This window comes from Aquimarina sp. Aq78 (assembly GCF_900299525.1).
Lineage (GTDB): Bacteria > Bacteroidota > Bacteroidia > Flavobacteriales > Flavobacteriaceae > Aquimarina.
The window spans coordinates 687,573-711,587 of sequence record NZ_OMKA01000029.1 but is presented as its reverse complement, the minus strand read 5'-3'; the positions used below and the strand labels follow the sequence as shown (position 1 = coordinate 711,587).

Genomic DNA, 24,015 nt, shown 5'->3' with positions numbered 1-24,015 from the left:
TTTGATAGGACTTAATGTATACCTGAAGCAATATAAGAAATCCACATTACTTCTTTAATCTCTGGGTGTATACATTTGTCTTTAAGGAATTCTAAACGATTTAGTATGGTTTTAATACTTAGAGAAATTGATAATTTGTTCAGAATACTCGCCTAATAACAGTCCGATAGAATTTAATGATCCTTCGAGCTCATTAAGATCCAGATTTGCTATCTGTAATGTATCCCTAAAAATTACTTTATCACCAGTCTCGTCTAGTACAAAAGCACCGTGTATGATATCTCTGTTTTTTTGTAATAGACTACGGTATACGATTTCATTTTTATTTTTGATAGTGCAGATGTGCTGCTCCATTATTAAAATGGGTGGTGCAACTCCAAGAATCATATTTTTAATTCCTTCGGTTTCTTTGCTGATCATAATAATACCTTCCCTATTGTTTTCATGGATAATATCATATTTAAGCTGTAGTAAATATTTTTTTACTACCTGATAATGATCTTGCATTAGATGATTTTTTGATGAATGAATAATTATGTGTGACTGATTTTCTTTAGTGTATCAATATTACAAAAAGTAGCACAAATTTTCTGTAATATCTTTGGCTAAATTAACGAGATAAAAAATAAGAGTGATCATGGGTATGAATGATTTAAGTTAATAATTAGATGTTGTGCTAAGATTTTTAGTATAATCCTCATTGTTTCTTAGGAAAAGAATAAAATTGTGAAGTATTTCTACTAAAATTAGCTTTTTAATAGAATATTGGCTAATATTGTTAGTGTAAATGTACAACTATTTTTTATAATTGCAAATAAAATTAGCAAAAATGTCTTTTTTCGGAAAAAATATAAAAAAAATACGTGGAGTAAAAGGTTTAAGTCAACAAGCCTTTGCTGAGCTTTTTGACCTAAAACGTGGTACATTAGGCGCATATGAAGAGGGTAGAAGTGAACCGAAAATAGAAACAATTATCAAAATTGCTAACCATTTTAGCATTGCGATAGATGATTTATTAACGAATGAACTTACCGTAAATCAACTACTAAAGTTTAAAGGAGATCTTACCACGTATGCAGAAGATGTGAAACGAGAAAAGTTTGCAATCGTCCCGTGTATAACAGAAAGTACAGCCAATGATTATATTACTTTATATAATACAGAAGGTTTTATTAAAGAATTACCAACTATGCAATTACCGGTAAATCCAACTAAAGAGTTTAGAGGATATACTGTAAGTAGTCTCGAGATGACATCACATGATAAAGGTTTTTATCCAAAGGATGTTGTAATAGGAGAAAAAGTTCCTCCTACCGTGATTAAAAAACTGAATAATGGCACACTGGTTTTTGTAGTTGTCGAGAATAAACTAATCTTTAGAAGGTTATATGTTATAAAAGGTAATGCAGTACTAAGGGCCGATCATAAAAATATTGAAGATTCATCATTCCCTTTATCCGAGATCAAAGAATTGTGGAGAGTGCGATACGCATTTTTTAGACGTATTCCAGAATTTGGTGACCTGGTTGAAGATAAATTGTTGTTGATAGAGCAGGAGCTATTACGAATGAAAGAGAAACTTAGATAGTTATGTAATTTATCTCAATCCAATGAGCTTTTGGATACCTCACGTTTTTTAAGAGAACACTCATACTTTATGTTCTAATTCATAGGTATCAATTATTTTCTGTATTGTATTTAGTATTTAAATTTGGTATCTTGATCTATCCTATTTATGATGATAGATTAAAAACTCTTTTATCATAAATATCTATTCCAGAATAAATTGCTAACAATGTTAGAGTTATCGGCTAATTTATGCTCTGCATTATATCGATAAGAATAATACTTTCTATATCTAATTAATCCAATACTGTTACCCCAATGATGAATACTATTAAAATAGTTGTAGAGGTCAAGAGGTATAGATGAGTTTTCAATCAAACATAAAATTGAAGGTTAGTTAGCTACTACATGCCAGGTGCAATAAGAATTAAAATAGATTTATTAGGTTAGACGTATTGTATTTCTTTTAATAGGTATAACAAACCCATTTGGCTTTTTTATAAGAGGATTTAATAGTTTAATAGATTTTATATATTAAAAATATAAAAACAATAATATTTTTTTATCATAAATTTGAAAGAGCATAAGAACAAATAATCATCTAATAAAATCTACAGCAAATGGAAAATAAAAACCTCAAGAGTGCAGAATCTCATGGTTCAAATCATCATGTTAATGGTGAAGGTGAGTGTCCTTTTATGAATGGTACACTTAAACAAGGTGCAGGTACAGGAACTTCTAATCGTGATTGGTGGCCGAATCAATTGAACTTAAATATTCTTCGTCAACATTCTTTATCATCAAACCCTATGGGGGAAGAATTTAGTTACAGTAAAGAGTTCAAAACTCTTGATCTTAAGGCAATAAAGAAAGATCTTTTTGAGCTTATGACCGATTCTCAAGAGTGGTGGCCTGCCGATTATGGTCATTATGGCCCTCTTTTTGTTCGTATGGCATGGCATAGTGCTGGTACTTATCGAATTGCTGATGGTAGGGGGGGGGCTGGTTCAGGAACTCAGCGTTTTGCACCATTAAACAGTTGGCCAGATAATGTTAATCTGGATAAAGCACGTTTGTTATTATGGCCAATTAAACAGAAATATGGTAAGAAAATTTCCTGGGCTGACCTTATGATTCTTGCAGGTAATTGTGCTTTAGAATCTATGGGTTTCAAGACTTTTGGTTTTGGCGGAGGACGTGAAGATGTTTGGGAATCTGAACAAGATATTTATTGGGGAGCCGAGACCGAGTGGTTAGGTGATAAACGTTACACAGGTGACCGAGAGTTAGAGAATCCTCTGGGAGCTGTTCAAATGGGATTGATCTATGTAAATCCCGAAGGACCAAATGGAAATCCTGATCCAATTGCTTCGGCTCATGATATTCGTGAAACTTTTGGTCGTATGGCGATGAACGATGAAGAAACAGTTGCTCTTATTGCTGGTGGACATACATTTGGTAAAACTCATGGAGCAGCCGATCCTGATAAGTATGTAGAGAGAGAGCCTGCAGCAGCAGGTATTGAGGAACAAAATTTGGGGTGGAAAAATAACTTTGGAAGCGGTAATGCAGGAGATACTATATCCAGTGGATTAGAAGGAGCATGGACCAGTACTCCTACAAAATGGAGTAATAACTTCTTTTGGAATTTATTTGGCTACGAATGGGAGTTGACCAAGAGCCCTGCAGGGGCACATCAATGGATTCCAAAACATGGAGCTGGTGCCGATAGCGTACCAGATGCACATGACTCTTCTAAACGTCATGCGCCAATTATGCTCACCACAGACCTAGCTTTACGAATGGATCCTGCCTATGAGAAAATTTCTAGACGTTTTTATGAAAATCCTGATGAGTTTGCAGATGCATTTGCTCGAGCATGGTATAAGTTAACACATCGTGATATGGGACCTATTGCAAGATATCTTGGCCCAGAAGTGCCTAAAGAAGAGTTGATTTGGCAAGACCCGATCCCAAAAGTTGCCGATACATTAATAGATGATCAAGATATTGCCAGTCTAAAAAGCAAAATACTTTCTTCGGGACTGTCAGTTTCTCAATTAGTATCCACTGCCTGGGCCTCAGCATCCACATTCCGTGGTTCTGATAAGCGTGGTGGTGCAAATGGTGCACGTATTAGCCTTACACCACAAAAGAATTGGGAAGTGAATAATCCAACTCAGTTAGCCAATGTATTAAAAACCTTAGAAAGTATTCAACAAGAATTTAATGGCTCAAAATCTGGAGACAAGAAAATTTCATTAGCAGATTTGATAGTCTTAGGAGGAGCTGCTGGAGTAGAAGAGGCAGCAACCAATGCAGGACATAAGGTTACAGTACCTTTTTCACCTGGGAGAGCCGATGCGCTACAAGAACAAACCGATGTGGAATCCTTCTCTGCTCTAGAACCTGTTGCCGATGGATTTCGTAACTATAAGAAAACAAAGTCTTCTATATCTGCAGAAGAAATGTTGGTAGACAGAGCTCAATTATTAACATTAACTGTGCCTGAGATGACTGTACTTATAGGAGGTCTTCGAGTATTGAATACGAATTTTGATCAATCCCAACATGGAGTTTTTACTCAGCGTCCTGAGGTGCTTACGAATGACTTCTTTATCAACTTACTTGATTTAGGGACCACTTGGAAAGCAACTTCAGATGCTCAGGAAGTATTTGAAGGATGTGATCGTACTACGGGAGAAGTAAAATGGACAGGTACTCGAGCAGACCTCATATTTGGTTCTAATTCTGAATTACGTGCTCTTGCCGAGGTTTATGCCTGTGAAGATTCTAAGAAGAAGTTTGTAGATCATTTTGTTGCAGCTTGGTGTAAAGTTATGGATCTTGATCGATTCGATTAAACATAATAATAGTAATACATTATAAGGAGATTAAAACAACAGGTGGTTTGTTGCCAGATCACCTGTTATTTTAATCATAATTAATAGATACATAATACATTATGAAAGATATTTTTAATTTCATTCGATCTGAAGAACTAGAAGGAGTAAAAACGCTTTTAAACAGTAATCCTGAAGTTGTGAACTCAAAAGACTCCAGAGGTTTTACTCCCTTGTTATTAGCATCTTATTATGGTCTTGAAGATATAACTAAAGAAATTCTAAAATGCTCTCCGGATATCGATATAAAAGATGGCTCTGGAAATACAACATTAATGGGAGTTTGTTATAAAGGACATTACAATATTGCGAAATTACTTATAGAATCTGGAGCAGATGTAAATCAAAAAAATAGTAATGAAGCTACTGCACTAATCTATGCAGCGACTTTTGGTCAAAAAGAAATTATTAAATTACTTATAGAATCTGGAGCAGATATTTCTCCTAGAGATAACCGTGGATTTACAGCAGAAATGCATGCAAAAAATCAAGGTTTAGAGATTTCCGAATTATTTAAGCTTACTCAGTGAACAAGAATGACGATATAAAAAGCATAAAATCGGTAAATATTAGATCTATTGATTTTAAAAGGCAATTGTTAATGTCCTCTACTATGGTAGCTATTTTTGAATCTTTCTTAAAAGAAAGTATCGGAAATGAGGTATTAGTGATAAATACTAATATAGGAATGGAGGTATATTATTTTTCTAATAATGACTATAGTACATTTATTAGAGAAAGCATCTTATTATATACACTTACTCAAATAGATCACAAAAAACTTAAATTTAAAAATAATCAAAATAGAGAAGAAGTATATCAAAGTTTTTGCCAAGCACTAATTACATTCTCTCAATATCCCCAAATCTTTTTGGCGTACGCCAAAAAGTTTATTCATCTCAAGGAAAAAAACAAATCGAGCACATTTGTGATTCCCATTTTAAATAGTTTTTTTGAAGAAGTGCTTAAAGTACTCTTGAAGACTGGTAAAATACCACATTACGAAAAGATAAAAAAAGCAAAAAACAAAGCTCAGAAACCTGATTTTGATAAAAGTATTATTGAAAACTTAATTTCTGAAATTTTATTAAAAAAGCATTCTAATTAATTCAACTTTAGAATCTAAGTTATCCTAATTGTACATTTTTTACATATTAATACTCCATTCAATACTATGAATATGTACACAATTGATAAAAAGCATACATCTTTTATTTTCTTATTTCTATAGCTAAATTGATAGCAGCATGTCAGATTTTAAGGTTTAGCTATAGGAAAAACCACAATATTGGGATAATCTTTTAAATATCAAGGTCATGAACAGGGGAAAAAACCCCCTAAAATTACTTGTTTTACGTTAACATTTGTAGTATTTAACCTTCATTTTTGAGTAAAAAAATGTTAAAATTTCAATGAAAACACCTATTTATCGCCGAAATACATGGTGTTTTGGTGATTACGTAAACATATTACGTTTTTCCCGTATTCGGATATTGATAATCTATACTACCTTTATAATGAATTGATTACGAAAAATCATATCAGTTCAAGAGTAAAAATAAATTCGTCAAAATGTAAAATAATCTTCTATTGCCCCAGAAGAATGTTTAACACGGTTTAAAAGATTAAAGATCAAAGAAAAGATCCCTCTTTTAAAATACCAATACTTCTATTACCCCGGAGGTATCCCAAATCTTAAAAACAATGACGAAAACTACTAAGCCTACACTAGACAGTACTATATTTAATAGTATATTTCAAATCAAGAATTTTTTCAATAACTTCTTTCTTAAGACTTCAGTTAATAAAAATAATGCTAAGGATACATTTAAAATACTATATCAACGATTCCTTTTTATAGTATCAATCCCACTCTTATTATCTTGTAGTGCTAGTGATGATCTTGATTCTGTGGGTGTAGAACCAGAATTTGCAGCCCCAGAGAAGATTATAAAAGTTAATATTATTTATGTAGAATCTTCAGAAACTTTAGATAAATCATCATATACTCTTGACGAAAAAGAGTTTATAAATTATTTGAATGGAGAATATTTTCACAGATTTGGAATAGGATTAGAGTTAGGGGAGTCTAAAAGTTTAATTAATGAAGAACTTTATGATCTTAGAGATAATGAAGGTTCAGAACCTAGTACATTTTTGATGCAATCTCGAGAATCTTATGATAAAAGTAAAGTAAACATATATATTGTTAAAAGGTGTAATATCCTTGGTATTGCAGGAATCGGGAGAGATCAAAGAGTATTGATAACAGATGAAAACTTATTTACTTCAACTGCTCCACATGAAATAGGTCATGCTTTAGGTTTATTTCATAGTCACGAATCAGAAAATATTATGAATACTGTAAATAAGGATTCCAGACATAATTTTAATGAAACTCAAGAAAAGAAAATAAAGAAAAGAATTGATCAAATTAACTTGAAAAATTAAGATGAGCTAATTCATAATTTGATTATAATGAAATATAAAATATGTTGCCGATATCAAATTATATATAGTAAAGTATTTTCTTTGTAACCTATACTACAGTAAATTCTTATACTCGGACCATACATAAATAAACCTGTAAATTTTTTAGTAACTACTTCCCTACAGCATGCAGAAGGGGTAATCATCCTTAAAAATAATTACCATTTTTTGATAGTGGTAAAGTGCTGGTAATAAAATTGATTTAAGAAAAAACAGAATTTTTAAAAACAGAAAAAACTAATGTACAGTTCAATACATTAGCAGTACAGTTCAATTCATTTAGTTTTTTATATACGACATAGTGTTCCACCTTTGCATTAATAAAATCAATCAATCAATTAATCAAAAAACGAACAGTTATGAATCTAATATCAAGAATTATTGTCGCAAACCTGTTTAAGGTTGCACTGCTAATCGCTTCTCTACTCTTTATATCAAATGTTAATGCCCAATCCTATGCCGTAAATTATAATAAAGGTAAAACCACTATTAAGGTTCAAAATGGCATGTTTGATAATTTCTCGATTAATTATGAAGGAGAGATCACATTATCAAATGATGATAAAGATATAATTGCTATTTCTGATGGTGGTTATCTTGAAATAAAAAAATCTGCTTTTGGTAGTAAGCGCCGGATTGTAATCGAATCCGAAGGTAATGGAAAGCTTAATAAAAAGTATTTTGTTGGTTCTTCTAGAAAAGATTTCAACTCTGAAGGTAAGAAATGGCTTGGTGAGATTTTGCCAGAAATTGTAAAAACGACAACTTTAGGAGCAAAAGGTAGAGTAGATCGACTTTATAATCAGGGCGGTGCCAATATGGTATTTAATGAAATCAGATCTTTTGAAAGCGACCATGTAAAATCTGCCTATTTAAAATTAATATTAGAAAAAAATCTATCTCCTCAAGAGATGGAATCGTTATTAAGATTAGCAGGAAAAGAAATAAAATCAGATCACTACCTAGCTGAGCTATTAAGATATAAACAACAAAACTTTTTTGCCTCGAATGCGCTAATATCTGCTTATATAGAAGCAACAAAAAGTATTGGATCAGATCACTATGCTACTGTAGTATTAAATACTGCTATTGAAGATGGTAACCTCTCTGATGATCAAATAGGTAAACTATTTAAGATAACAACAGGAATTGATTCTGATCATTATATGTCCCAGGTGCTTATGAATGTAATGAAGAAACGAGAACTAAATGCTACGAACCTTAATCTTTTAATCGAAAACTCTAAGCAAATTGGGTCAGATCATTACAAAGCACAGGTATTAAATAAAGCACTAGAGCTTCCAGGGCTTTCTAAAGGTAATTACAATTCTTTTTTGTCCACACTAGAAGATATTCAATCTGATCATTATATTACTACAGTTCTTTCTAGACTATTGGATAAGAAATTAAATAGTAATGAATTAGGTGAATTACTTTCACTTGCAGGAAATTCTGTTGGATCTGATCATTATTTGGTAGAAGTTCTGACCAAGGTTGTAGATAGACAAGGTTTGGATGGCGAGAATATGGATGTCTTTATTCGAGCATTATCCAGTGTTAGTTCTGATCATTATGCTTCTGTGGCTTTAATAAAATTAGCAAGAAAAAACCTTAGTAGCATGCAACTTATGGATGTACTTCAAAATGCAACAGGTCAAATAAGTTCAGATCATTATTTATCAGAAACTCTAGTGGCTTTTGCTCCATCAGTTAATAAATCCGGAGATAATGTAAAAGAAGCGTACCGTAACGCTTGTAAAAATATTTCATCAGAAACATATTTCGGAAGAGCTCTTCGTGCATTAAAATAACAATACATATTTCATCCTGCCAATGGTCTTTTATATATCTGTATTATTGACTATTTTGGTAGGATGAAGTATCGTATAGATCATTATATATACCAACCATCATCAATCGTGAAAAAGTATTTCACTATCATTTTAGTAGGATTTATTCTGGGAATGCTTACGTATAGTTTTTTGGGGTTTACCCAAGAAGAGGATAATACGAAGCTATTATGGCTATCTGGGCTTTTGGGAATTACTATAGCCTATATCAATACGGTCTTCAATGAAATATTTAACAAATTTATTTCCTGGAAAAAATATACGGGATTTCGCCTTTTAATAGGAGTGTTATCCAATACGATCATTTCCTTTATATTCATAAGTATTGTTTTATATGGGTATGCTTTTATAAAAAATGCACAGATTTCTTTTATCGAAGATTATAGCGAAATATTATTAAAACTTGTCATTCTTATATTTTTTGCTTCTCTGGTCTATACGATCATCTATTTTGCAATACATTCTTATTATCAATATGCAAAAGGCCAAATAATAGCATTACAATTAGAACGAAAACAAACCGAATTACAATTAACAGCACTAAAATCACAATTAAGCCCTCACTTTTTGTTTAATAGTGTAAACACAATATCTTCTTTGTTGTTTAGTGATGTAAAAAAAGCAGAATTATTTATTCGAGAACTTGCTAAATCCTATCAATATATTTTAAACAAATACGAAAGTAAATGGTTAACTGTCGAAGAAGAATTACGATTTGTGAATTCTTACCACTTTTTATTGCGTACACGATTTAATGATCGTATTAATTTAGAAATTACATTACCAGATTGGGTATTAAAAAGTAAAATCCCACCACTAGCACTTCAAATGTTGATAGAGAATGCTGTAAAACATAATCAAATGACTTCTTCTGAAGTATTAAAAATAGTTATTACCTGTGATACTCATAATATTAGTGTATCAAATAATAAGACAGTAAAACCTAAAGGAGTGGATTCTTTTAAAATAGGGTTAGGCAATATTAAATTAAGGTATGACCTAATATTTAATAAGACTATCGAGGTAATAGATGATGAACAGTTTACCGTAAAACTTCCTATTGTTTTATGAAAAAAATACCTGAGAATGTTAGTGTCAACCCAAAGTGATTGTGATACGATGCTATACTGATTTGTATTAATACAGATCTGAACTCTTAAACGATAAAAAAATGGATGAAACAAATATTAAAAAATTGAAAGCGTGTGAATAAGCTGTTTATACATCATCCAATATTTAGAATCATTGGCCCTCTATGTAGTGGTGCTCTGGTATATCTGCTTATTTTATTGGTTAATAATAATGTGACCCAGTTACAAGAAGAATTTCTTGGACAGGAGTTATATGTGTGTATTGGATTAGCATATCTTATTCAGGAATATTCTAGAATTTCTTTGTTCTTTTTTGAAAGACTAAAATTTCCAAATTCATTGATGGGTAAGATTATGTTGCAGATTGTCATTTCGGTAATTACCTCTATACTTTTAGTTTCTGGATCGATGTTTCTATATTTTGATTTAGTACTAGGGTTTACACCAAACAGTTCAGAACTTGTTATTTTCAATAGTATCTTTTCGGTTATCACAATAATATATCTTTCATTATATCTGAGTCATCAGTTTTTACATAAAATAAATACAGAAATAATGACAAAAGAACTATCTCTGAAAGAAGGGATAGAACAGGATTTTATTCAATTTAAAAAAGGAATAAACCCTACACTAATGTTTGAAACTTTGGAATCATTGATACTGGTCATGAAAAAGGATACTGATAAAGCAGAATTTTTAGTAGATCATTTTTCGGCGGTATATCGATATATCCTTTCGAAAACAACAAAAGAGTTAGTGCCTATTCATGAAGAACTTGATGTTTTGGATCAATTATTACTTTTGTTTGAATACTTGCCATACAGAAAAACGAAGTTTATTAGAGAAGAATCTATACATACTTTGGTGGTTCCTGGGAGCCTTTTATCCTGTGCAGAACAGATCATAAGAAGTACGATTGTTTCAAGAGAAACAGAGCTTGTTGTGACGATGACTGAGGATTCGAAATATGTTTTATTAAAATATCCACATCAGGAAAAGATTAGTTATACTATGGATAGCAATAGTATCAAAGACATTCAGGATATGTATCAATTCTATACAGATATACCCATTACTATTACCAAAGATGATGTTTATACTATAATTTATATACCAAAACTTACTATTGATGAAAGTAGCGATAATTGAAGACGAACCTTTAGCGGCAGAAAAATTAGAACGTTACTTGTTGAAGTATAATTCTGATATCCAGGTGATAGGAAAACTAGCTTCAATAGAAGAAGCGGTACTTTGGATAGATTCACATCAGGAAGAAGTAGATCTTTTTTTTATGGATGTTCAGCTTATGGATGGACTTAGTTTTGAGATTTTTAATAAAATTAAGGTAAATAAACCTGTAATCTTTACTACAGCTTTTGATGAATTTGCAATTGATGCTTTTAAGGTAAATAGTATAGACTATCTTCTAAAACCAGTATTGTTTACAGATCTTTCAAAAGCATTGAAAAAACTAGAAACATTACGATCTCAGTTTTTGGGAGAGATTAGTGTTAGCCATGCGGTTAAGAGTATGACTAATACTGTATATAAGAATAGATTTTTGGTCCGCCTGGGAAATCATATTCATTCTGTTAAGAGTGAGGATATTTCCTTTTTCTTTGCAGAAGGACGGGATGCTTATCTTGTTGCAGAGAACCGAAAAAAATACATGATAGAATATAAATTAGAAACTCTTGAAGAATTACTGGAACCCAAAAGTTTTTTTAGAGTAAATCGAACTTTTATCGTCAATATCAATGCTATTGAAGATGTATTGGTGTATTCTAACAGACGTTTAAAGCTTACCTTAAGTCAAAACATAGATAAAGAAGTTATTGTAAGCCGGGAAAAAGTTACAGATTTTAAACAGTGGTTTGAAGGGAATTAAAACGCATGATACTATAAAAATTCCTCAACAATGAATGTAATTTATTGTTGAGGAATTAACCTAATATTTTGAATCTTTACTAGCAGGAAGATTAAAACTCTGCATTGAGAGGAGTTCTTGGATAAGGGATTACATCACGAATATTACCCATTCCTGTTACAAAAAGAACAAGACGCTCAAACCCAAGTCCAAAACCACTATGTGTACACGTACCAAAACGACGAGTATCTAAGTACCACCATAATTCTTCTTCAGGAATATTAAGAGCAGCCATTTTTTCTTTAAGAACATCCAAACGCTCTTCACGTTGAGAACCACCTACTATTTCTCCAATACCAGGAAATAAGATATCCATAGCTCTTACCGTTTTTCCATCTTCATTAAGTCGCATATAGAACGATTTAATATCTGCTGGATAATCAAATAAAATCACAGGGCATTTAAAATGCTTTTCGACAAGAAATCTTTCGTGCTCACTTTGTAAATCAGCACCCCATCCATCAATAGGAAATTTAAATTTCTTCTTCTTGTTAGGTTTAGAATTTTTAAGAATGTCAATGGCTTCGGTATAACTTACTCGTTTAAAATTGTTTTCTAAAATAAACTTTAACTTATCTCGTAATAACATTTCGGCACGCTCTGCCTGAGGCTTTTGCTTATCTTCTTGTACCAGACGATTTTCTAAAAATTCTAGATCATCCTGGCAGTTATCCAAAACAAATTGGATTACGTATTTAATAAAATCTTCTGCCAAATCCATATTGCCATCCAGGTCACAGAAAGCAACTTCTGGTTCTACCATCCAGAATTCTGCAAGATGTCGGGATGTATTTGAGTTTTCTGCTCTAAAAGTAGGACCAAAAGTATACACTTGGCCTAATCCCATAGCATAAGTCTCAGCTTCTAATTGACCAGAAACAGTTAAATTTGTTTCACCACCAAAAAAATCTTCTTTATAATCAACCTCACCATTCTCATTTTTCGGAATCTTATTAAGATCCATATTGGTTACCTTAAATGCTTCTCCAGCACCCTCGGCATCACTTTTTGTAATTACTGGTGTATGTACATAGTAAAAATCATTCTTTTGAAAATATTCATGTATTGCAAAAGATAATTTTGAACGCACTCTCATGATAGCTCCAAAGGTATTGGTGCGAACTCTTAGGTGAGCTTGCTCACGTAATTTTTCTAGTGTATGCCGTTTTGGAGATAAAATAGTGAGTTTTAATTCTTCGGGATCAGCATCTCCCTCGATTTCTACATTAGATATCTGGATCTCTACACGCTGTCCTTTTCCTTGACTTTCTGTAAGAGTACCTGTTATTGCAATTGCTGCTCCAACATTTATCCTGCTTTGCACAGCAGCGTCGATTGTATTATCTTCTAAAACACACTGAATATTATTAATAGTTGATCCATCATTAACCGCTATAAAACGATCATTTCTAAAAGAACGAACCCAGCCTTTAACAAGTACGGGCTGTAATAGCTTATCACTTTGTAGTACCTCTATTATTTTAGTATGTTTCATCTGTTTTTTAAATATTATTTGTTTTTGATCTTATATCTACTAATAGAATTGGCAGGTGTAAAACCAAAGATGTTTGAATTTTGAGGTAGCAAAGATAATTTTTTAATCCGATTGAAGCATAATCTTATGAATCCAAAAAAGGCATAGTAATCAAAATATATTTTGATGCTCTTTTTTGGACCTGCAACTTCGTATAATCAAAATACCAAAATCTGACGTTTTTCGGAAATATTGTTCTACGTAAAAACCGTAAATAGGTGTGTTTTTGATTGGTAAACAGATGTTTTTCGGAGTTTTTTTGCTAAAATACCGTAAAAAAAGAAAGTTTTTTTTAATGTTTAAAATACTGTTAATCAGTAATTTAAATGTTGTTTTGTTGAGTTTTACTTGTTTAAATAGTGTTAAAGTTTATGTTGTTTGTGCAAAAAGGGGATTTTTCCCCCCTATTAGGTATTTCAAAATATAAAAAGGGGCAGTATCTTGCATATGCAATTATGACGATTGTGTTTACGTTAAGTTTAGTTCGATAGGTTTTGGGGTAATCTATCTTACAGAAGTCCCGCTAGTTTCTAGCGGGGCTTTTTTTATGAAGATATTACGTGTTCTTAGTACTTTATTTCCTTATTCTTCCTCGTCTTGAGTTTCTTCAAGTTCTTCATCATTAGGAATGATTTTCAAGGTAGGCTCTTTAAGAGTTTTCTTATTTGCAATACTTCGTTCTAACGAAAGTAATAGAGAAGGAAGTAATAAAAGATTTGCCAGCATAGCAAATAATAAGGTTGTTGATACCAGACCTCCAAGCGCCTTGGTTCCTCCAAAACTAGATATCATGAATACAGAAAAACCAAAAAATAAAACGGTTGAGGTATAAAACATACTCACACCTGTTTCTCGCAATGAAGCAAGAACAGATTTTCTAATTCTCCAATGATTTGATTTTAATTCTTGTCGGTATTTTGCAAGGAAATGTATGGTGTCATCTACAGAAATACCAAATGCAATGCTAAAAACTAATATTGTAGAAGGTTTTATCGGTACTCCAAGATATCCCATAAGACCGGCAGTCATAAGTAATGGTAATAAATTTGGAATAAGTGATATAACAATCATTTTCCAGGATCGAAACATCCAGGCCATAAAAAGGGCAATCAAGATTACTGCAAGCCCCAGAGAAAGAGATAAGTTCCATACCAGGTATTTGGTTCCTTTCTGAAAAATAAGCGCCTTACCGGTAAAAGAAACATCGTATCTCTCTTTAGGGAAAATTTTCTCTAGCTGTGGTTTTAGAGTAGCTTCTATACGCTCCATTTCTTCTGTCCCTACATCTTTCATGAAGGTAGTGATTCTTGCATATTGCCCGGTAGAATCCACATAGCTATTCATTATTCCAACTTTAGACTCAAAACTTTTGGCGTATGGTAAAATAAAATTTCGTTCCTGGTTTGTCGGTATTTGATAATATTTTGGATTTCCATTATAGAAAGCTTGTTTAGAGTATTTAACAAGGTTAACAATAGAAATAGGTTTTGATAACTCAGGAGTTTCTTCGAGAAGTACCTGAAGTTTTTCCATACGTTTTAATGTAGGTAATTTTAATACTCCTTGTTTTCTCTTAGTATCTACTAATATCTCTAAAGGCATAACACCATCAAATTCTTCTTCAAAAAATTCTATATCCTTATAAAACCCAGCAGATTTTGGCATATCTTCTAATAGACTTCCAGAAACTTTTATGGTGTAAATACCAATAATACTAACGATTAAAATAATGACAGAAGAAAAGTAAATTGTTACCCTTCTGGTTTTTACCATCCTTTCCATCCAATCCATTAACTTCTCAATCCATCCTTTGCCCAGATGTTTTAAGTGTCTTTCTTTGGGTTGAGGCATATAGCTATAAATGATGGTGATGACCAGAAGACAAAGTATAAATAGAGCAATTATATTTAATGAAGCAACAATACCAAATTCTTTAAGTAATTTACTTTCGGTTAAGGCAAAGGTTGCAAATCCTGAAGCGGTAGTTACATTAGTCATTAACGTAGCATTACCTACTTTGGTAATTACCCGTTGAAGAGATTTTGCTTTATTTCCATGTTTTTTTATTTCTTGTTGGTATTTGTTGATTAAGAAAATACAATTAGGAATACCAATTACAATCACTAATGGAGGAATAATGGCCGTAAGTACGGTTATTTCATATTCTAAAAGCCCTAAAATTCCAAAAGCCCACATTACTCCAATAATTACAGCAGTCATGGATATAAAAGTGGCTCTTAAGGACCTAAAAAAGAAAAAGAAAATCAATGAAGTAACCAGTAAAGCTGCAAGAATGAAGATTTCTATTTCATCCATTATGTTTTGAGAATTCAAAGTTCTGATATATGGCATACCAGATACTTTTACATCCATGTTATACTCTTTCTCAAAAGCTAGAACAGCAGGGAGTAAAACTTCTTCAATAAACTTTTTTCGCTTTTTGGTGTTTACAATATCCTTTTTTAGATATAGTGCACTTTGGATAGTTTTTGATTTCTTGCTGTATACAAGCCCTTCATAAAATGGTAGCTTATTAAATAACTCGTGTTCGTATTTAGAGACCTGTTTTTCAGTATAGCTAGAATCTTTAATAAAAGGTATTAACTCGAATCGTGCAGGGTTATCTTCTTTTTTTAAAGTTTTAAGATCGGCAATAGAAACAACCAGATCAATTTCTTCATATTTTTTAAACGAATTATTAAAATCATTCCAAGCCTTCAGTTTTTTAGAAGTAAAAAGCGTACTGTCTTTGACAGCCATTACAATTAGATTGCCTTCTTCTCCAAATTTTTGAAGGAATTTTTGATATAATATATTTACCTCATGATCATCGGGGAGTAGATTAGCCTCTGAGTGAGAAAACTTCATGTTTTTCCACTGAAAACCTAAAAAAATTGTAATTCCTATTATTGCTAGAAATATTATCGCTCTATTACGAAGTATAATTCCAGCCAGTGCATTCCAAAACCCGAAACTGAATAATTTTGCCATCCTTTATTTTCCTGCTGCAAATGTAAGGATTGGGGAATTATTATTTATGTATTTCTGAAAAGAAAATGATTTATTGTATAATGACTATAGTTTTAGGTAAAAAGTAAACTTACCCGAAATATTATCCTCAAAACGAGGAAGATGATAGGCCCCATAGCGATATGCAAAACTAAGCCCAAAGCCAGCAAATAATTTGTTGATTTCAAATCCGGATTCTTGATAGCCATGTTGCAAAGATGAAAAAATTACCCCTTGATGATTTTCAAGATTACTTACATCTCCGATTGCATAACGAGTTATAAAAACGAGTTCTGGTTTAAACCAATTCGTCACTTTTACGGGTTTAATTCTATGTTTAATCTGTAATGTTGTCAATCTATCATTAAAAAACTCACCAAAATACATGGTTTCAAAGGTTCTTCTGCCAGCTACAGAAAATCGTTGAAGTACTGTTTCTTTGGTTGGTGCATTGGGATAAGCATGGTACAAATGTGTAAGAGGGATATCCCCAGTGGCAATATCTGCTTCAAATAAAATACTCGTTTTAGATTGGTTAATACGACTAATAATATATTCTGCTTTTAATCCTATTTTACTGTAAGAGAAATTACTATCAAATACGCCCTTAAAACCTTGTGTGTATTGTGCTGTAATTTTTGGATATCCGTCATGAATTTCTTTATACCTATTAGGTGTTTTTAGAAATTTACTAAATGGACTCCATCTCAATGCAATTGTAGCTTCTGCTGTTTTATATCCCGAAAATAGATTGCCGTCATTTAGATATTGATACCCTCCCGTTTGATTTATATTACTCATAGAAAATTGAGTTTCTGAAAGTAGTTTAGGAAATATCTGCTGCTGCAAACTAGCACTCCATGTTCTGTGTTTGTAATAGAAATCTATATTTACTAAACGTGGCTCGAATAAAGAATATACCCTTCTATCTGTAAGATAGAGAAAACTACCTACTTCTCTAATATCATCGGTATAATTAAAATTAAACCATGAGTTTGATTTTTTATTGATCAATAAGCCTCCTCCTATACCATATTTAGATTTTGAATCTCTAAATCCATACACAAAATACCCCTCTAGTCTAAATTGATTAGAGAATTTTGTATTTGTTAGGCCACCAACTCCTAACCGTAACCCTTCATAATTATTATATTTTATAGGATAAGTGAGATCAAAATTGAAAAAACCTACAGGGTAATATCCAATATTAAAACTTTGGATAACATCAATTCTACGTTCTATGTTTTGTGCTTTTACAATACTATCTATAACATGAAACGAGTTTAGGTCTTTTTCTGTAATTGCACTGGTACGATATTGATTCCAATATGACTCGGGTCTGTTATTGGCTTCGGGATCTATCCTTATCGCTGCTTGATTTTGTTTAATGTTTTGAGTGGTATCTAATTTGATATCAAATAAGTCTGTTGTAGAAACTAAAAAATCATTATTTCCAGAAAAACTTTTTTTATCATTGCCTAATCTTCCTACAGAGATTTGTCCACCAAATAAGCTCACTTTTTGTCTTCCATTCCCTGGTCTTATTGCGATATCTTGTTTGGTTGGAAACCAGCTTTCTTGTTCAGAGAAGTATTTAAAACTATGAGTTGCCATCACATTAAGTTCACCTCGCAGCTCTATAATAGCTTTTTGAATAGCAAATGTTTTTGTGTCTATGTAAAGTACGCCTTCTAAACTCGCATAATTTTTAGACTTACGAGGTTGAAAAAGAATAACAAAAGCTGGATTTTTGCCCTGTACAGTATCCAGAACTTTATAATAATAATTTCTAAGAGCTCTGTTTGATAATGGTCCTATGTATTTGTTATTAAAAATTGTATAATCTTCATTGTAAAGAGAGTTGGATTGTATTTTGATCCCTAGTACATTATAGATAGGCTCTTTAAAACCACTCATTCGAGTCGCTAAAACTGTTTCTTTTTCGCCAGCATTTTTTCTAAATTGGTGTAAACTTATTTTCTCTGAAAGGAAAGAATGAGCTTTATTAAATAGATGTTCCATATCGACACTAGTAGTGTCTCGAGTATTTAATTGAGCCTGATTATCTTCTGTGATTTTTAATTTATTATAGCTTTTATAGCTAAAACTGCGTAATAACTTTTTGGGGTTATTTTTGTTTTTCCTACGTATTGCTTCTACAATAAGTTGAGTTGCAATGTTCTCGGGAGTATCTAGCCTTACTGCCTCAAGATTTTCCTCTTTAGTAGTAAGTCGTATTTCTATTTTTTCTGAATTTCTGGATGTAATTAAAACAGTCTTTGTTTGATATCCCAGATAACTTATGGTAAGATTAACAGGGTAGGTGTTACATCGTATAACAAACTCACCCTTAACAGAGGTTAAAGCGTATGAAGAACTACTGGTTTTTACAGTGGCAAAAGGTAAGGGTTGATTAGAACTTTCATCAATGACAATACCGTTAATACTAACTTGAGAAATTAAGACAAAGTGTACAAAAAATAATAAACAAAAAAATTTGTTCTGCATTATACCAAATAGGTTCAAAAATGACGAAGATACAAAAAAAGCGTTTCTAATTAGAAAACGCTTTATTTATAATTTCTATACATTAGAAATGTTAAACTGTCATAATTTCTTTTTCTTTATGACTAAGCATCTCATCAACTTTTTTAATGTATGTATCTGTTAATGCCTGAATGTCTACTTCTGTATTTTTTGCCAAGTCTTCTGACAATCCATCTTTTTCTAATTTTTTAATCTCATTATTGGCATTTTTACGATCATTACGTATACCAACTTTAGAATCTTCTGCCTCAGCTTTTGCTTGTTTTGCAAGATCTTTACGACGTTCTTCTGTAAGAGGGGGGACGCTAATGATAACGCTTTCGCCATTATTCATTGGATTGAACCCTAAATTAGCTATCTGAATACCTTTCTCAATCTCAGGGATTACAGATTTATCAAAAGGTTGAATTGTAATAGTTCTTGCATCAGGAGTGGATACATTTCCTACTTGGTTTAATGGGGTAGGAGAGCCATAGTATTCTACCATAACGCTACCTAACATGGCAGGAGATGCTTTACCAGCTCTAATATTGAGTAATTTTTTTTCTAAATGAGTAATTGCTGCTTGCATTGACTCTTTGGTCGAATCTATAATAAAATCTATTTCTTCGTTCATGTTTTAGTTCTTTTCTTCTGACTAATCAAAAAATAAGCCAATATGATTAAAGGTTTACTTGAGTACCTATGGATTCGCCAGAAACTACTCTTAGTAAATTTCCAGCTTTATTCATGTCAAAGACTATAATAGGTAATTCATTTTCCTGACTTAATGTAAATGCTGTTGTGTCCATAACTTTCAGACCTTTACGTAAAACATCATCAAATGATATGAAATCAAATTTTGTTGCATCAGCATTTTTTTCTGGATCAGAGGTATATATTCCATCTACTCTTGTGCCTTTTAGAATAACATCTGCATTAATTTCTATAGCTCTAAGTACAGCGGCAGAATCAGTAGTGAAATAAGGATTTCCTGTTCCTCCACCAAATATTACAACTCTTCCTTTTTCAAGGTGACGCATTGCTCTTCGGCGTATAAACGGTTCTGCAACTTCATTAATCTTTACTGCAGACTGTAGTCGAGTAGGTATTTCGGCATCTTCAAGAGCACTCTGTAAGGCTAATCCATTAATAACGGTTGCAAGCATACCCATGTGGTCTGCTTGAACCCTATCCATTCCTTTACTGGCACCTGCGACACCTCTAAAAATATTACCTCCTCCGATCACAATAGCAACTTGTACACCTTTTTCTGTGATTTGTTTGATTTCATGGGCATACTCTGCCAATCTTTTAGGATCAATTCCATATTGACGATCACCCATTAGAGCTTCGCCAGATAATTTAAGTAATATTCTTTTATATTCCATTATGAGATTTAACTGTGGTGCAAATATAGCGATATTCTTAATTTAGAAAATAGTTTGGATTATAAAGGTGAATTTTTAAGTTAAATTGTATAAATGTTAAAGTTTAAAAACTATTTAAAAAAGGGTGGTTTTCCCCTGTACAAGGTATTGATTGGTGTTGAATTATGTTATAGGTTTGCGTCAAGGAAAACAAAAAAGGTGTTGGGGGATGATAAATATTTTCAGAAAGGAGATAAAACGTTTTTTTAATATACGAATACCATATAGGTATTGATGTATTATAGACTGATTGGGGAGTTAGTCTGTATTGGGGGAAAGTTTTTGGAGAAATTCAAAACTTATAAACGTTAAGAACCAGAAAGAAAATATTTTGAAAATGATGAATAAAAAACCGCTTCTGTAATAGAAGCGGTTTTTATTTTTTCAGATAAATCTGAATACTATGTGATTTTTGGATTAGCCTAAAGCTACTCTTTCAAAAGCAACTACAGATACATCACCAAGTGTTTTTACATAATCTGCAACACTTTTCTTTTCATCTTTAATGAAATTTTGGTCAAGAAGGCATTGTTCTTGATCTAGTGTAGTATTATCAGAAATAAATCTTTCTAATTTTCCAGGAAGAATTCTATCCCAGATTTGCTCAGGTTTACCTTCTGCTTTAAGCTCTTCTTTCAATTTTTCTTCTGCTTGTGCAATTACATCATCAGTCAATTGAGATCTTGAAATAAATTGAGGAATATTTTTCAACGTTTTCCCTAATCGACCAAGTTCAATATTTTCTTTTTCGATTGCAGCAATTCTTGCTTGAGTTTCTGAAGCAACATATTCTGGATCAAAATCTTTGTAAGACAATGTAGTTGCTCCCATAGAAGCTACTTGCATAGAGATATCTTTAGCAAGTGTCTCTGCACTATCTATATCGGTTGATAAACCGGTTAAAGCACCAATTTTATTACCGTGGATATAAGATCCTACAAAAGGAGCTTCTAATACTTTAAAATCTCCTATTTCGATTTTTTCTCCAATAACACCAGTTTGCTCAGTAAGTTTTTCCTGAACAGTCATACCATTAAAATTTGCAGCTAAAAATTCTTCTTTAGAAGAAGTGCTAAGTGCTAGTTCGGCTAATTCTCGTGCTAAAGAAACAAAAGAATCATTTTTCCCTACGAAATCAGTTTCGCAGTTAAGAGAAACGATTACTCCTTTGTTTTTTGCGTCATTAACTTTTGCAATAACGGCACCTTCGGCAGATTCTCTATCTGCTCTTTTATCAGCAATTTTTTGTCCTTTTTCTCTCAGGATCTTGATAGCTTTGTCAAAATCTCCTTCGGCCTCAACAAGGGCTTTTTTGCAGTCCATCATTCCGGCACCTGTAGCTTTACGCAATTTACTTACTTCGGCTGCTGTAATATTTGCCATATCTTTAAATATTTAATGTGTAAAATGTATTGTTTGTATAAAAAACAAGTCGTTTAGTTAGTACTGCAAAAGTAAAGAACCAAACGACTTATCAATTTTATATTAAAGTTAAGTTTTATCATAGAGACAAAAATTTAACTTCGAATTTTAATAGATTGTATATCTATTTGTTTATTCTTCCTCTTGCTTTGCAGCTTCAGTTGCTGGAGCTTCTACTGTAGCCTCAACCTTTGCAGGTGTTTCAACCTTTGGAGATGTTTCAGCTTTTACAGGAGCTTCGGCTTTTGCCGGTGCTTCAGCTTTTGCATCTTTTTTAGGAGCATCTTTTTTAGGTGCTTCTTTTGTTGCTTTTCTTTCGCTTAAACCTTCTATAACAGCATCACTTACATAAGTCATAACTTTGTCTATAGATTTAGAAGCATCATCATTTGCAGGGATTACATACTGTACCTGACGTGGATCAGAGTTGGTATCAACCATTGCAAAAATAGGAATGTTTAATTTCTGAGCTTCTTTTACTGCGATATGTTCGCGAGTAATATCTACAACAAATAATGCCCCAGGTAGACGAGTCATATCAGAAATAGAACCTAAGTTCTTTTCTAATTTTGCTCTTAAACGATCTACTTGTAAACGTTCTTTTTTAGATAGTGTGTTAAAGGTACCGTCTTTCTTCATTCTATCGATAGAAGCCATTTTTTTGACTGCTTTACGAATAGTAACGAAGTTAGTAAGCATACCACCAGGCCATCTTTCTGTGATATATGGCTGATTAGCTTTACTTGCTTTTTCGGCTACGATTTCTTTAGCTTGTTTTTTAGTCGCAACAAAAAGGATTTTTCTGCCGGACGCTGCTATCTTTTTTAAAGCTTCACCAGCTTCATCGATTTTTGCAGCAGTTTTATATAAGTTAATGATGTGAATACCATTACGCTCCATATAAATATATGGTGCCATATTTGGATCCCATCTTCTTGTAAGGTGACCAAAGTGTACACCTGCATCAAGTAATTCTTTTACTTCGATATTGTTTGCCATTTTTGTAATAGTTTACGTTCTGTTGAATTAGCAATGCTCAAGTGACTACTTTTTGTATGGCCTTGTGCATTTAGATGCTAAACTAACCCCTCATGAATTGAGGTAACAACAAATACTGTTTTAATAAATTAACGTTTAGAGAACTGGAATTTCTTACGAGCTTTCTTCTGACCGAATTTCTTACGTTCTACCATTCTTGGATCTCTGGTCAATAAACCTTCTGGCTTAAGAATACCTCTGTTTCCTGTTGCTTTTCCGTCTTCTGTTTCTTCAGCTTCATCTGTATCAAAAGTACACATTGCTCTTGATATTGCTAAACGTATTGCTTCAGCTTGTCCTGTGATACCACCACCGTAAACATTTACCAAGATGTCAAATTTTCCATCATTTCCTGTTAAAACCAATGGTTGGTTTACTTTGTACTGCAATGTAGCAGTAGGGAAATAATCATTTAAATCTTTTTTGTTTACCACGATCTTTCCAGAACCTTCTTTAAGATATACTCTGGCTACAGCCGTTTTTCTACGACCAATTTTGTGAATAACTTCCATTACTTAAATTCGTTTAAGTTAACAGTTTTAGGTTGCTGAGCTTCCTGACTGTGATCTGCTCCTGCATATACCTTTAAATTACGGAATAAAACTGCACCTAATTTGTTCTTAGGTAACATTCCTTTTACCGCTTTTTCAATTAAACGCTCTGGATTTTTGTCATACAATTCCTGAGCAGTAAGACTTCTTTGCCCTCCAGGGTATCCAGTGTGACGGATATACGATTTATCTGTCCACTTTTTTCCTGTTAAGTTGATTTTCTCGGCATTGGTAATGATAACATTATCACCGCAATCAACGTGTGGGGTAAAGTTAGGCTTGTGTTTTCCTCTTAGTAGTAATGCAACTACAGAAGAAAGACGCCCTAAAGTCTGTCCCTCAGCATCTACATGCAACCATTCTTTTGTAACGGTAGCTTTGTTGGCAGATACTGTTTTGTAACTTAATGTGTCCACACTAATTATTTTTACTTAATTAAACATTCCTTTTCCTATATAAAATAGGGGTGCAAATGTACAATTATATATTTATATAGCAAACAGGTAATAGATATTATTTTTAAAGTATGATGCATTGGTTTTCAGCTACATTAATGTAATAACAAGTTGTCTTGTTTGTTTTATGCTCCATAATCACCTTCTCCTGTTAATTTTTTACTAAAAAATGACATAAAGTGTGACAAACTAAAATAATTTCTGTCATCTTAGTTATATCAAT

The 24,015-nt window shown here is 32.4% G+C and carries 19 protein-coding genes; 9 read left to right on the top strand and 10 right to left on the bottom strand.

The features are described from left to right. Positions 1 to 111 precede the first annotated feature (111 nt). Positions 112 to 507: a molecular chaperone Tir gene (locus tag DG435_RS22425; RefSeq protein WP_106791942.1), complete on the bottom strand. Its 396-nt coding sequence runs from the start codon at positions 505 to 507 to the stop codon at positions 112 to 114. A 322-nt stretch (positions 508 to 829) separates the two neighbouring features. Between DG435_RS22425 and DG435_RS22420 the strand changes: the two genes are divergently transcribed. The 9 genes from DG435_RS22420 to DG435_RS22380 all read left to right on the top strand — a co-directional run bounded on the left by DG435_RS22420 (position 830) and on the right by DG435_RS22380 (position 11,788). Further along, complete coding sequence (locus DG435_RS22420; protein WP_106791943.1) at positions 830 to 1,588, top strand: helix-turn-helix domain-containing protein; 759 nt, start codon at positions 830 to 832, stop codon at positions 1,586 to 1,588. Between the two features lie 598 nt (positions 1,589 to 2,186). Continuing rightward, complete coding sequence (gene katG, locus DG435_RS22415) at positions 2,187 to 4,430, top strand: catalase/peroxidase HPI (RefSeq protein ID WP_106791944.1); 2,244 nt, start codon at positions 2,187 to 2,189, stop codon at positions 4,428 to 4,430. Positions 4,431 to 4,531: 101 nt separating this feature from the next. Next, positions 4,532 to 4,999 carry an ankyrin repeat domain-containing protein gene (locus DG435_RS22410; RefSeq protein WP_106791945.1) on the top strand — a complete coding sequence of 156 codons (468 nt, stop codon included), beginning with the start codon at positions 4,532 to 4,534 and terminating at the stop codon, positions 4,997 to 4,999. Further along, complete coding sequence (locus tag DG435_RS22405; protein ID WP_159025516.1) at positions 4,996 to 5,577, top strand: hypothetical protein; 582 nt, start codon at positions 4,996 to 4,998, stop codon at positions 5,575 to 5,577. Before DG435_RS22410 ends, DG435_RS22405 begins: the two co-directional genes overlap by 4 nt. A 596-nt stretch (positions 5,578 to 6,173) precedes the next feature. Continuing rightward, on the top strand, positions 6,174 to 6,920 hold the full coding sequence (locus tag DG435_RS22400) for a matrixin family metalloprotease (RefSeq protein ID WP_106791947.1): 747 nt from the start codon (positions 6,174 to 6,176) through the stop codon (positions 6,918 to 6,920). A gap of 398 nt (positions 6,921 to 7,318) precedes the next feature. Then, positions 7,319 to 8,770, top strand: a complete 1,452-nt coding sequence (locus DG435_RS22395; RefSeq protein ID WP_106791948.1) for a hypothetical protein — start codon at positions 7,319 to 7,321, stop codon at positions 8,768 to 8,770. A 108-nt stretch (positions 8,771 to 8,878) separates the two neighbouring features. After that, the gene (locus DG435_RS22390) at positions 8,879 to 9,880 is read left to right on the top strand and encodes a sensor histidine kinase (RefSeq protein WP_159025517.1); all 1,002 of its coding nucleotides are present in this window, start codon (positions 8,879 to 8,881) and stop codon (positions 9,878 to 9,880) included. A gap of 134 nt (positions 9,881 to 10,014) precedes the next feature. Further along, positions 10,015 to 11,049, top strand: coding sequence for a histidine kinase (locus DG435_RS22385; protein ID WP_159025518.1), 1,035 nt, complete (start codon positions 10,015 to 10,017; stop codon positions 11,047 to 11,049). After that, entirely contained in the window at positions 11,030 to 11,788 is a 759-nt protein-coding gene (locus DG435_RS22380; RefSeq protein ID WP_199852651.1) for a LytTR family DNA-binding domain-containing protein, read from the top strand. Before DG435_RS22385 ends, DG435_RS22380 begins: the two co-directional genes overlap by 20 nt. A gap of 91 nt (positions 11,789 to 11,879) precedes the next feature. Here the strand turns inward: DG435_RS22380 and asnS are convergent, their stop codons facing one another. The 9 genes from asnS to rplM all read right to left on the bottom strand — a co-directional run bounded on the left by asnS (position 11,880) and on the right by rplM (position 23,753). Beyond that, complete coding sequence (gene asnS, locus DG435_RS22375) at positions 11,880 to 13,322, bottom strand: asparagine--tRNA ligase (RefSeq protein ID WP_024772301.1); 1,443 nt, start codon at positions 13,320 to 13,322, stop codon at positions 11,880 to 11,882. A 621-nt stretch (positions 13,323 to 13,943) separates the two neighbouring features. Next, a complete protein-coding gene (locus DG435_RS22370) occupies positions 13,944 to 16,352 on the bottom strand; it encodes an RND family transporter (RefSeq protein ID WP_106791952.1) in 2,409 nt (802 codons plus the stop codon). 84 nt (positions 16,353 to 16,436) lie between these two features. Further along, positions 16,437 to 18,878, bottom strand: a complete 2,442-nt coding sequence (locus tag DG435_RS22365; protein WP_106791953.1) for a DUF5686 family protein — start codon at positions 18,876 to 18,878, stop codon at positions 16,437 to 16,439. A gap of 91 nt (positions 18,879 to 18,969) precedes the next feature. Further along, positions 18,970 to 19,533 (bottom strand): ribosome recycling factor, encoded by a 564-nt coding sequence (gene frr / locus DG435_RS22360; RefSeq protein ID WP_024772304.1) that lies wholly within the window; start codon positions 19,531 to 19,533, stop codon positions 18,970 to 18,972. 46 nt (positions 19,534 to 19,579) lie between these two features. Next, entirely contained in the window at positions 19,580 to 20,287 is a 708-nt protein-coding gene (gene pyrH, locus DG435_RS22355) for a UMP kinase (protein WP_106791954.1), read from the bottom strand. Positions 20,288 to 20,743: 456 nt separating this feature from the next. Then, positions 20,744 to 21,709: a translation elongation factor Ts gene (gene tsf, locus DG435_RS22350; RefSeq protein WP_106791955.1), complete on the bottom strand. Its 966-nt coding sequence runs from the start codon at positions 21,707 to 21,709 to the stop codon at positions 20,744 to 20,746. A gap of 171 nt (positions 21,710 to 21,880) precedes the next feature. After that, positions 21,881 to 22,747 carry a 30S ribosomal protein S2 gene (rpsB, locus tag DG435_RS22345; RefSeq protein WP_106791956.1) on the bottom strand — a complete coding sequence of 289 codons (867 nt, stop codon included), beginning with the start codon at positions 22,745 to 22,747 and terminating at the stop codon, positions 21,881 to 21,883. 128 nt (positions 22,748 to 22,875) lie between these two features. Continuing rightward, on the bottom strand, positions 22,876 to 23,298 hold the full coding sequence (gene rpsI / locus DG435_RS22340; RefSeq protein WP_106791957.1) for a 30S ribosomal protein S9: 423 nt from the start codon (positions 23,296 to 23,298) through the stop codon (positions 22,876 to 22,878). Next, positions 23,298 to 23,753, bottom strand: a complete 456-nt coding sequence (gene rplM, locus DG435_RS22335; RefSeq protein ID WP_024772309.1) for a 50S ribosomal protein L13 — start codon at positions 23,751 to 23,753, stop codon at positions 23,298 to 23,300. The genes rpsI and rplM overlap by 1 nt, the downstream gene beginning before the upstream one ends. Positions 23,754 to 24,015 lie beyond the last annotated feature (262 nt).

Excerpts from the sequence above, each read along its gene's own strand:
- DG435_RS22425 (WP_106791942.1), bottom strand. The coding sequence starts at position 507 with ATGCAAGATCATTATCAGGTAGTAAAAAAATATTTACTACAGCTTAAA.
- DG435_RS22420 (WP_106791943.1), top strand. The coding sequence starts at position 830 with ATGTCTTTTTTCGGAAAAAATATAAAAAAAATACGTGGAGTAAAAGGT.
- katG (WP_106791944.1), top strand. The coding sequence starts at position 2,187 with ATGGAAAATAAAAACCTCAAGAGTGCAGAATCTCATGGTTCAAATCAT.
- DG435_RS22410 (WP_106791945.1), top strand. The coding sequence starts at position 4,532 with ATGAAAGATATTTTTAATTTCATTCGATCTGAAGAACTAGAAGGAGTA.
- DG435_RS22400 (WP_106791947.1), top strand. The coding sequence starts at position 6,174 with ATGACGAAAACTACTAAGCCTACACTAGACAGTACTATATTTAATAGT.
- DG435_RS22395 (WP_106791948.1), top strand. The coding sequence starts at position 7,319 with ATGAATCTAATATCAAGAATTATTGTCGCAAACCTGTTTAAGGTTGCA.
- DG435_RS22380 (WP_199852651.1), top strand. The coding sequence starts at position 11,030 with ATGAAAGTAGCGATAATTGAAGACGAACCTTTAGCGGCAGAAAAATTA.
- asnS (WP_024772301.1), bottom strand. The coding sequence starts at position 13,322 with ATGAAACATACTAAAATAATAGAGGTACTACAAAGTGATAAGCTATTA.
- DG435_RS22370 (WP_106791952.1), bottom strand. The coding sequence starts at position 16,352 with ATGGCAAAATTATTCAGTTTCGGGTTTTGGAATGCACTGGCTGGAATT.
- DG435_RS22365 (WP_106791953.1), bottom strand. The coding sequence starts at position 18,878 with ATGCAGAACAAATTTTTTTGTTTATTATTTTTTGTACACTTTGTCTTA.
- frr (WP_024772304.1), bottom strand. The coding sequence starts at position 19,533 with ATGAACGAAGAAATAGATTTTATTATAGATTCGACCAAAGAGTCAATG.
- pyrH (WP_106791954.1), bottom strand. The coding sequence starts at position 20,287 with ATGGAATATAAAAGAATATTACTTAAATTATCTGGCGAAGCTCTAATG.
- tsf (WP_106791955.1), bottom strand. The coding sequence starts at position 21,709 with ATGGCAAATATTACAGCAGCCGAAGTAAGTAAATTGCGTAAAGCTACA.
- rpsB (WP_106791956.1), bottom strand. The coding sequence starts at position 22,747 with ATGGCAAACAATATCGAAGTAAAAGAATTACTTGATGCAGGTGTACAC.
- rpsI (WP_106791957.1), bottom strand. The coding sequence starts at position 23,298 with ATGGAAGTTATTCACAAAATTGGTCGTAGAAAAACGGCTGTAGCCAGA.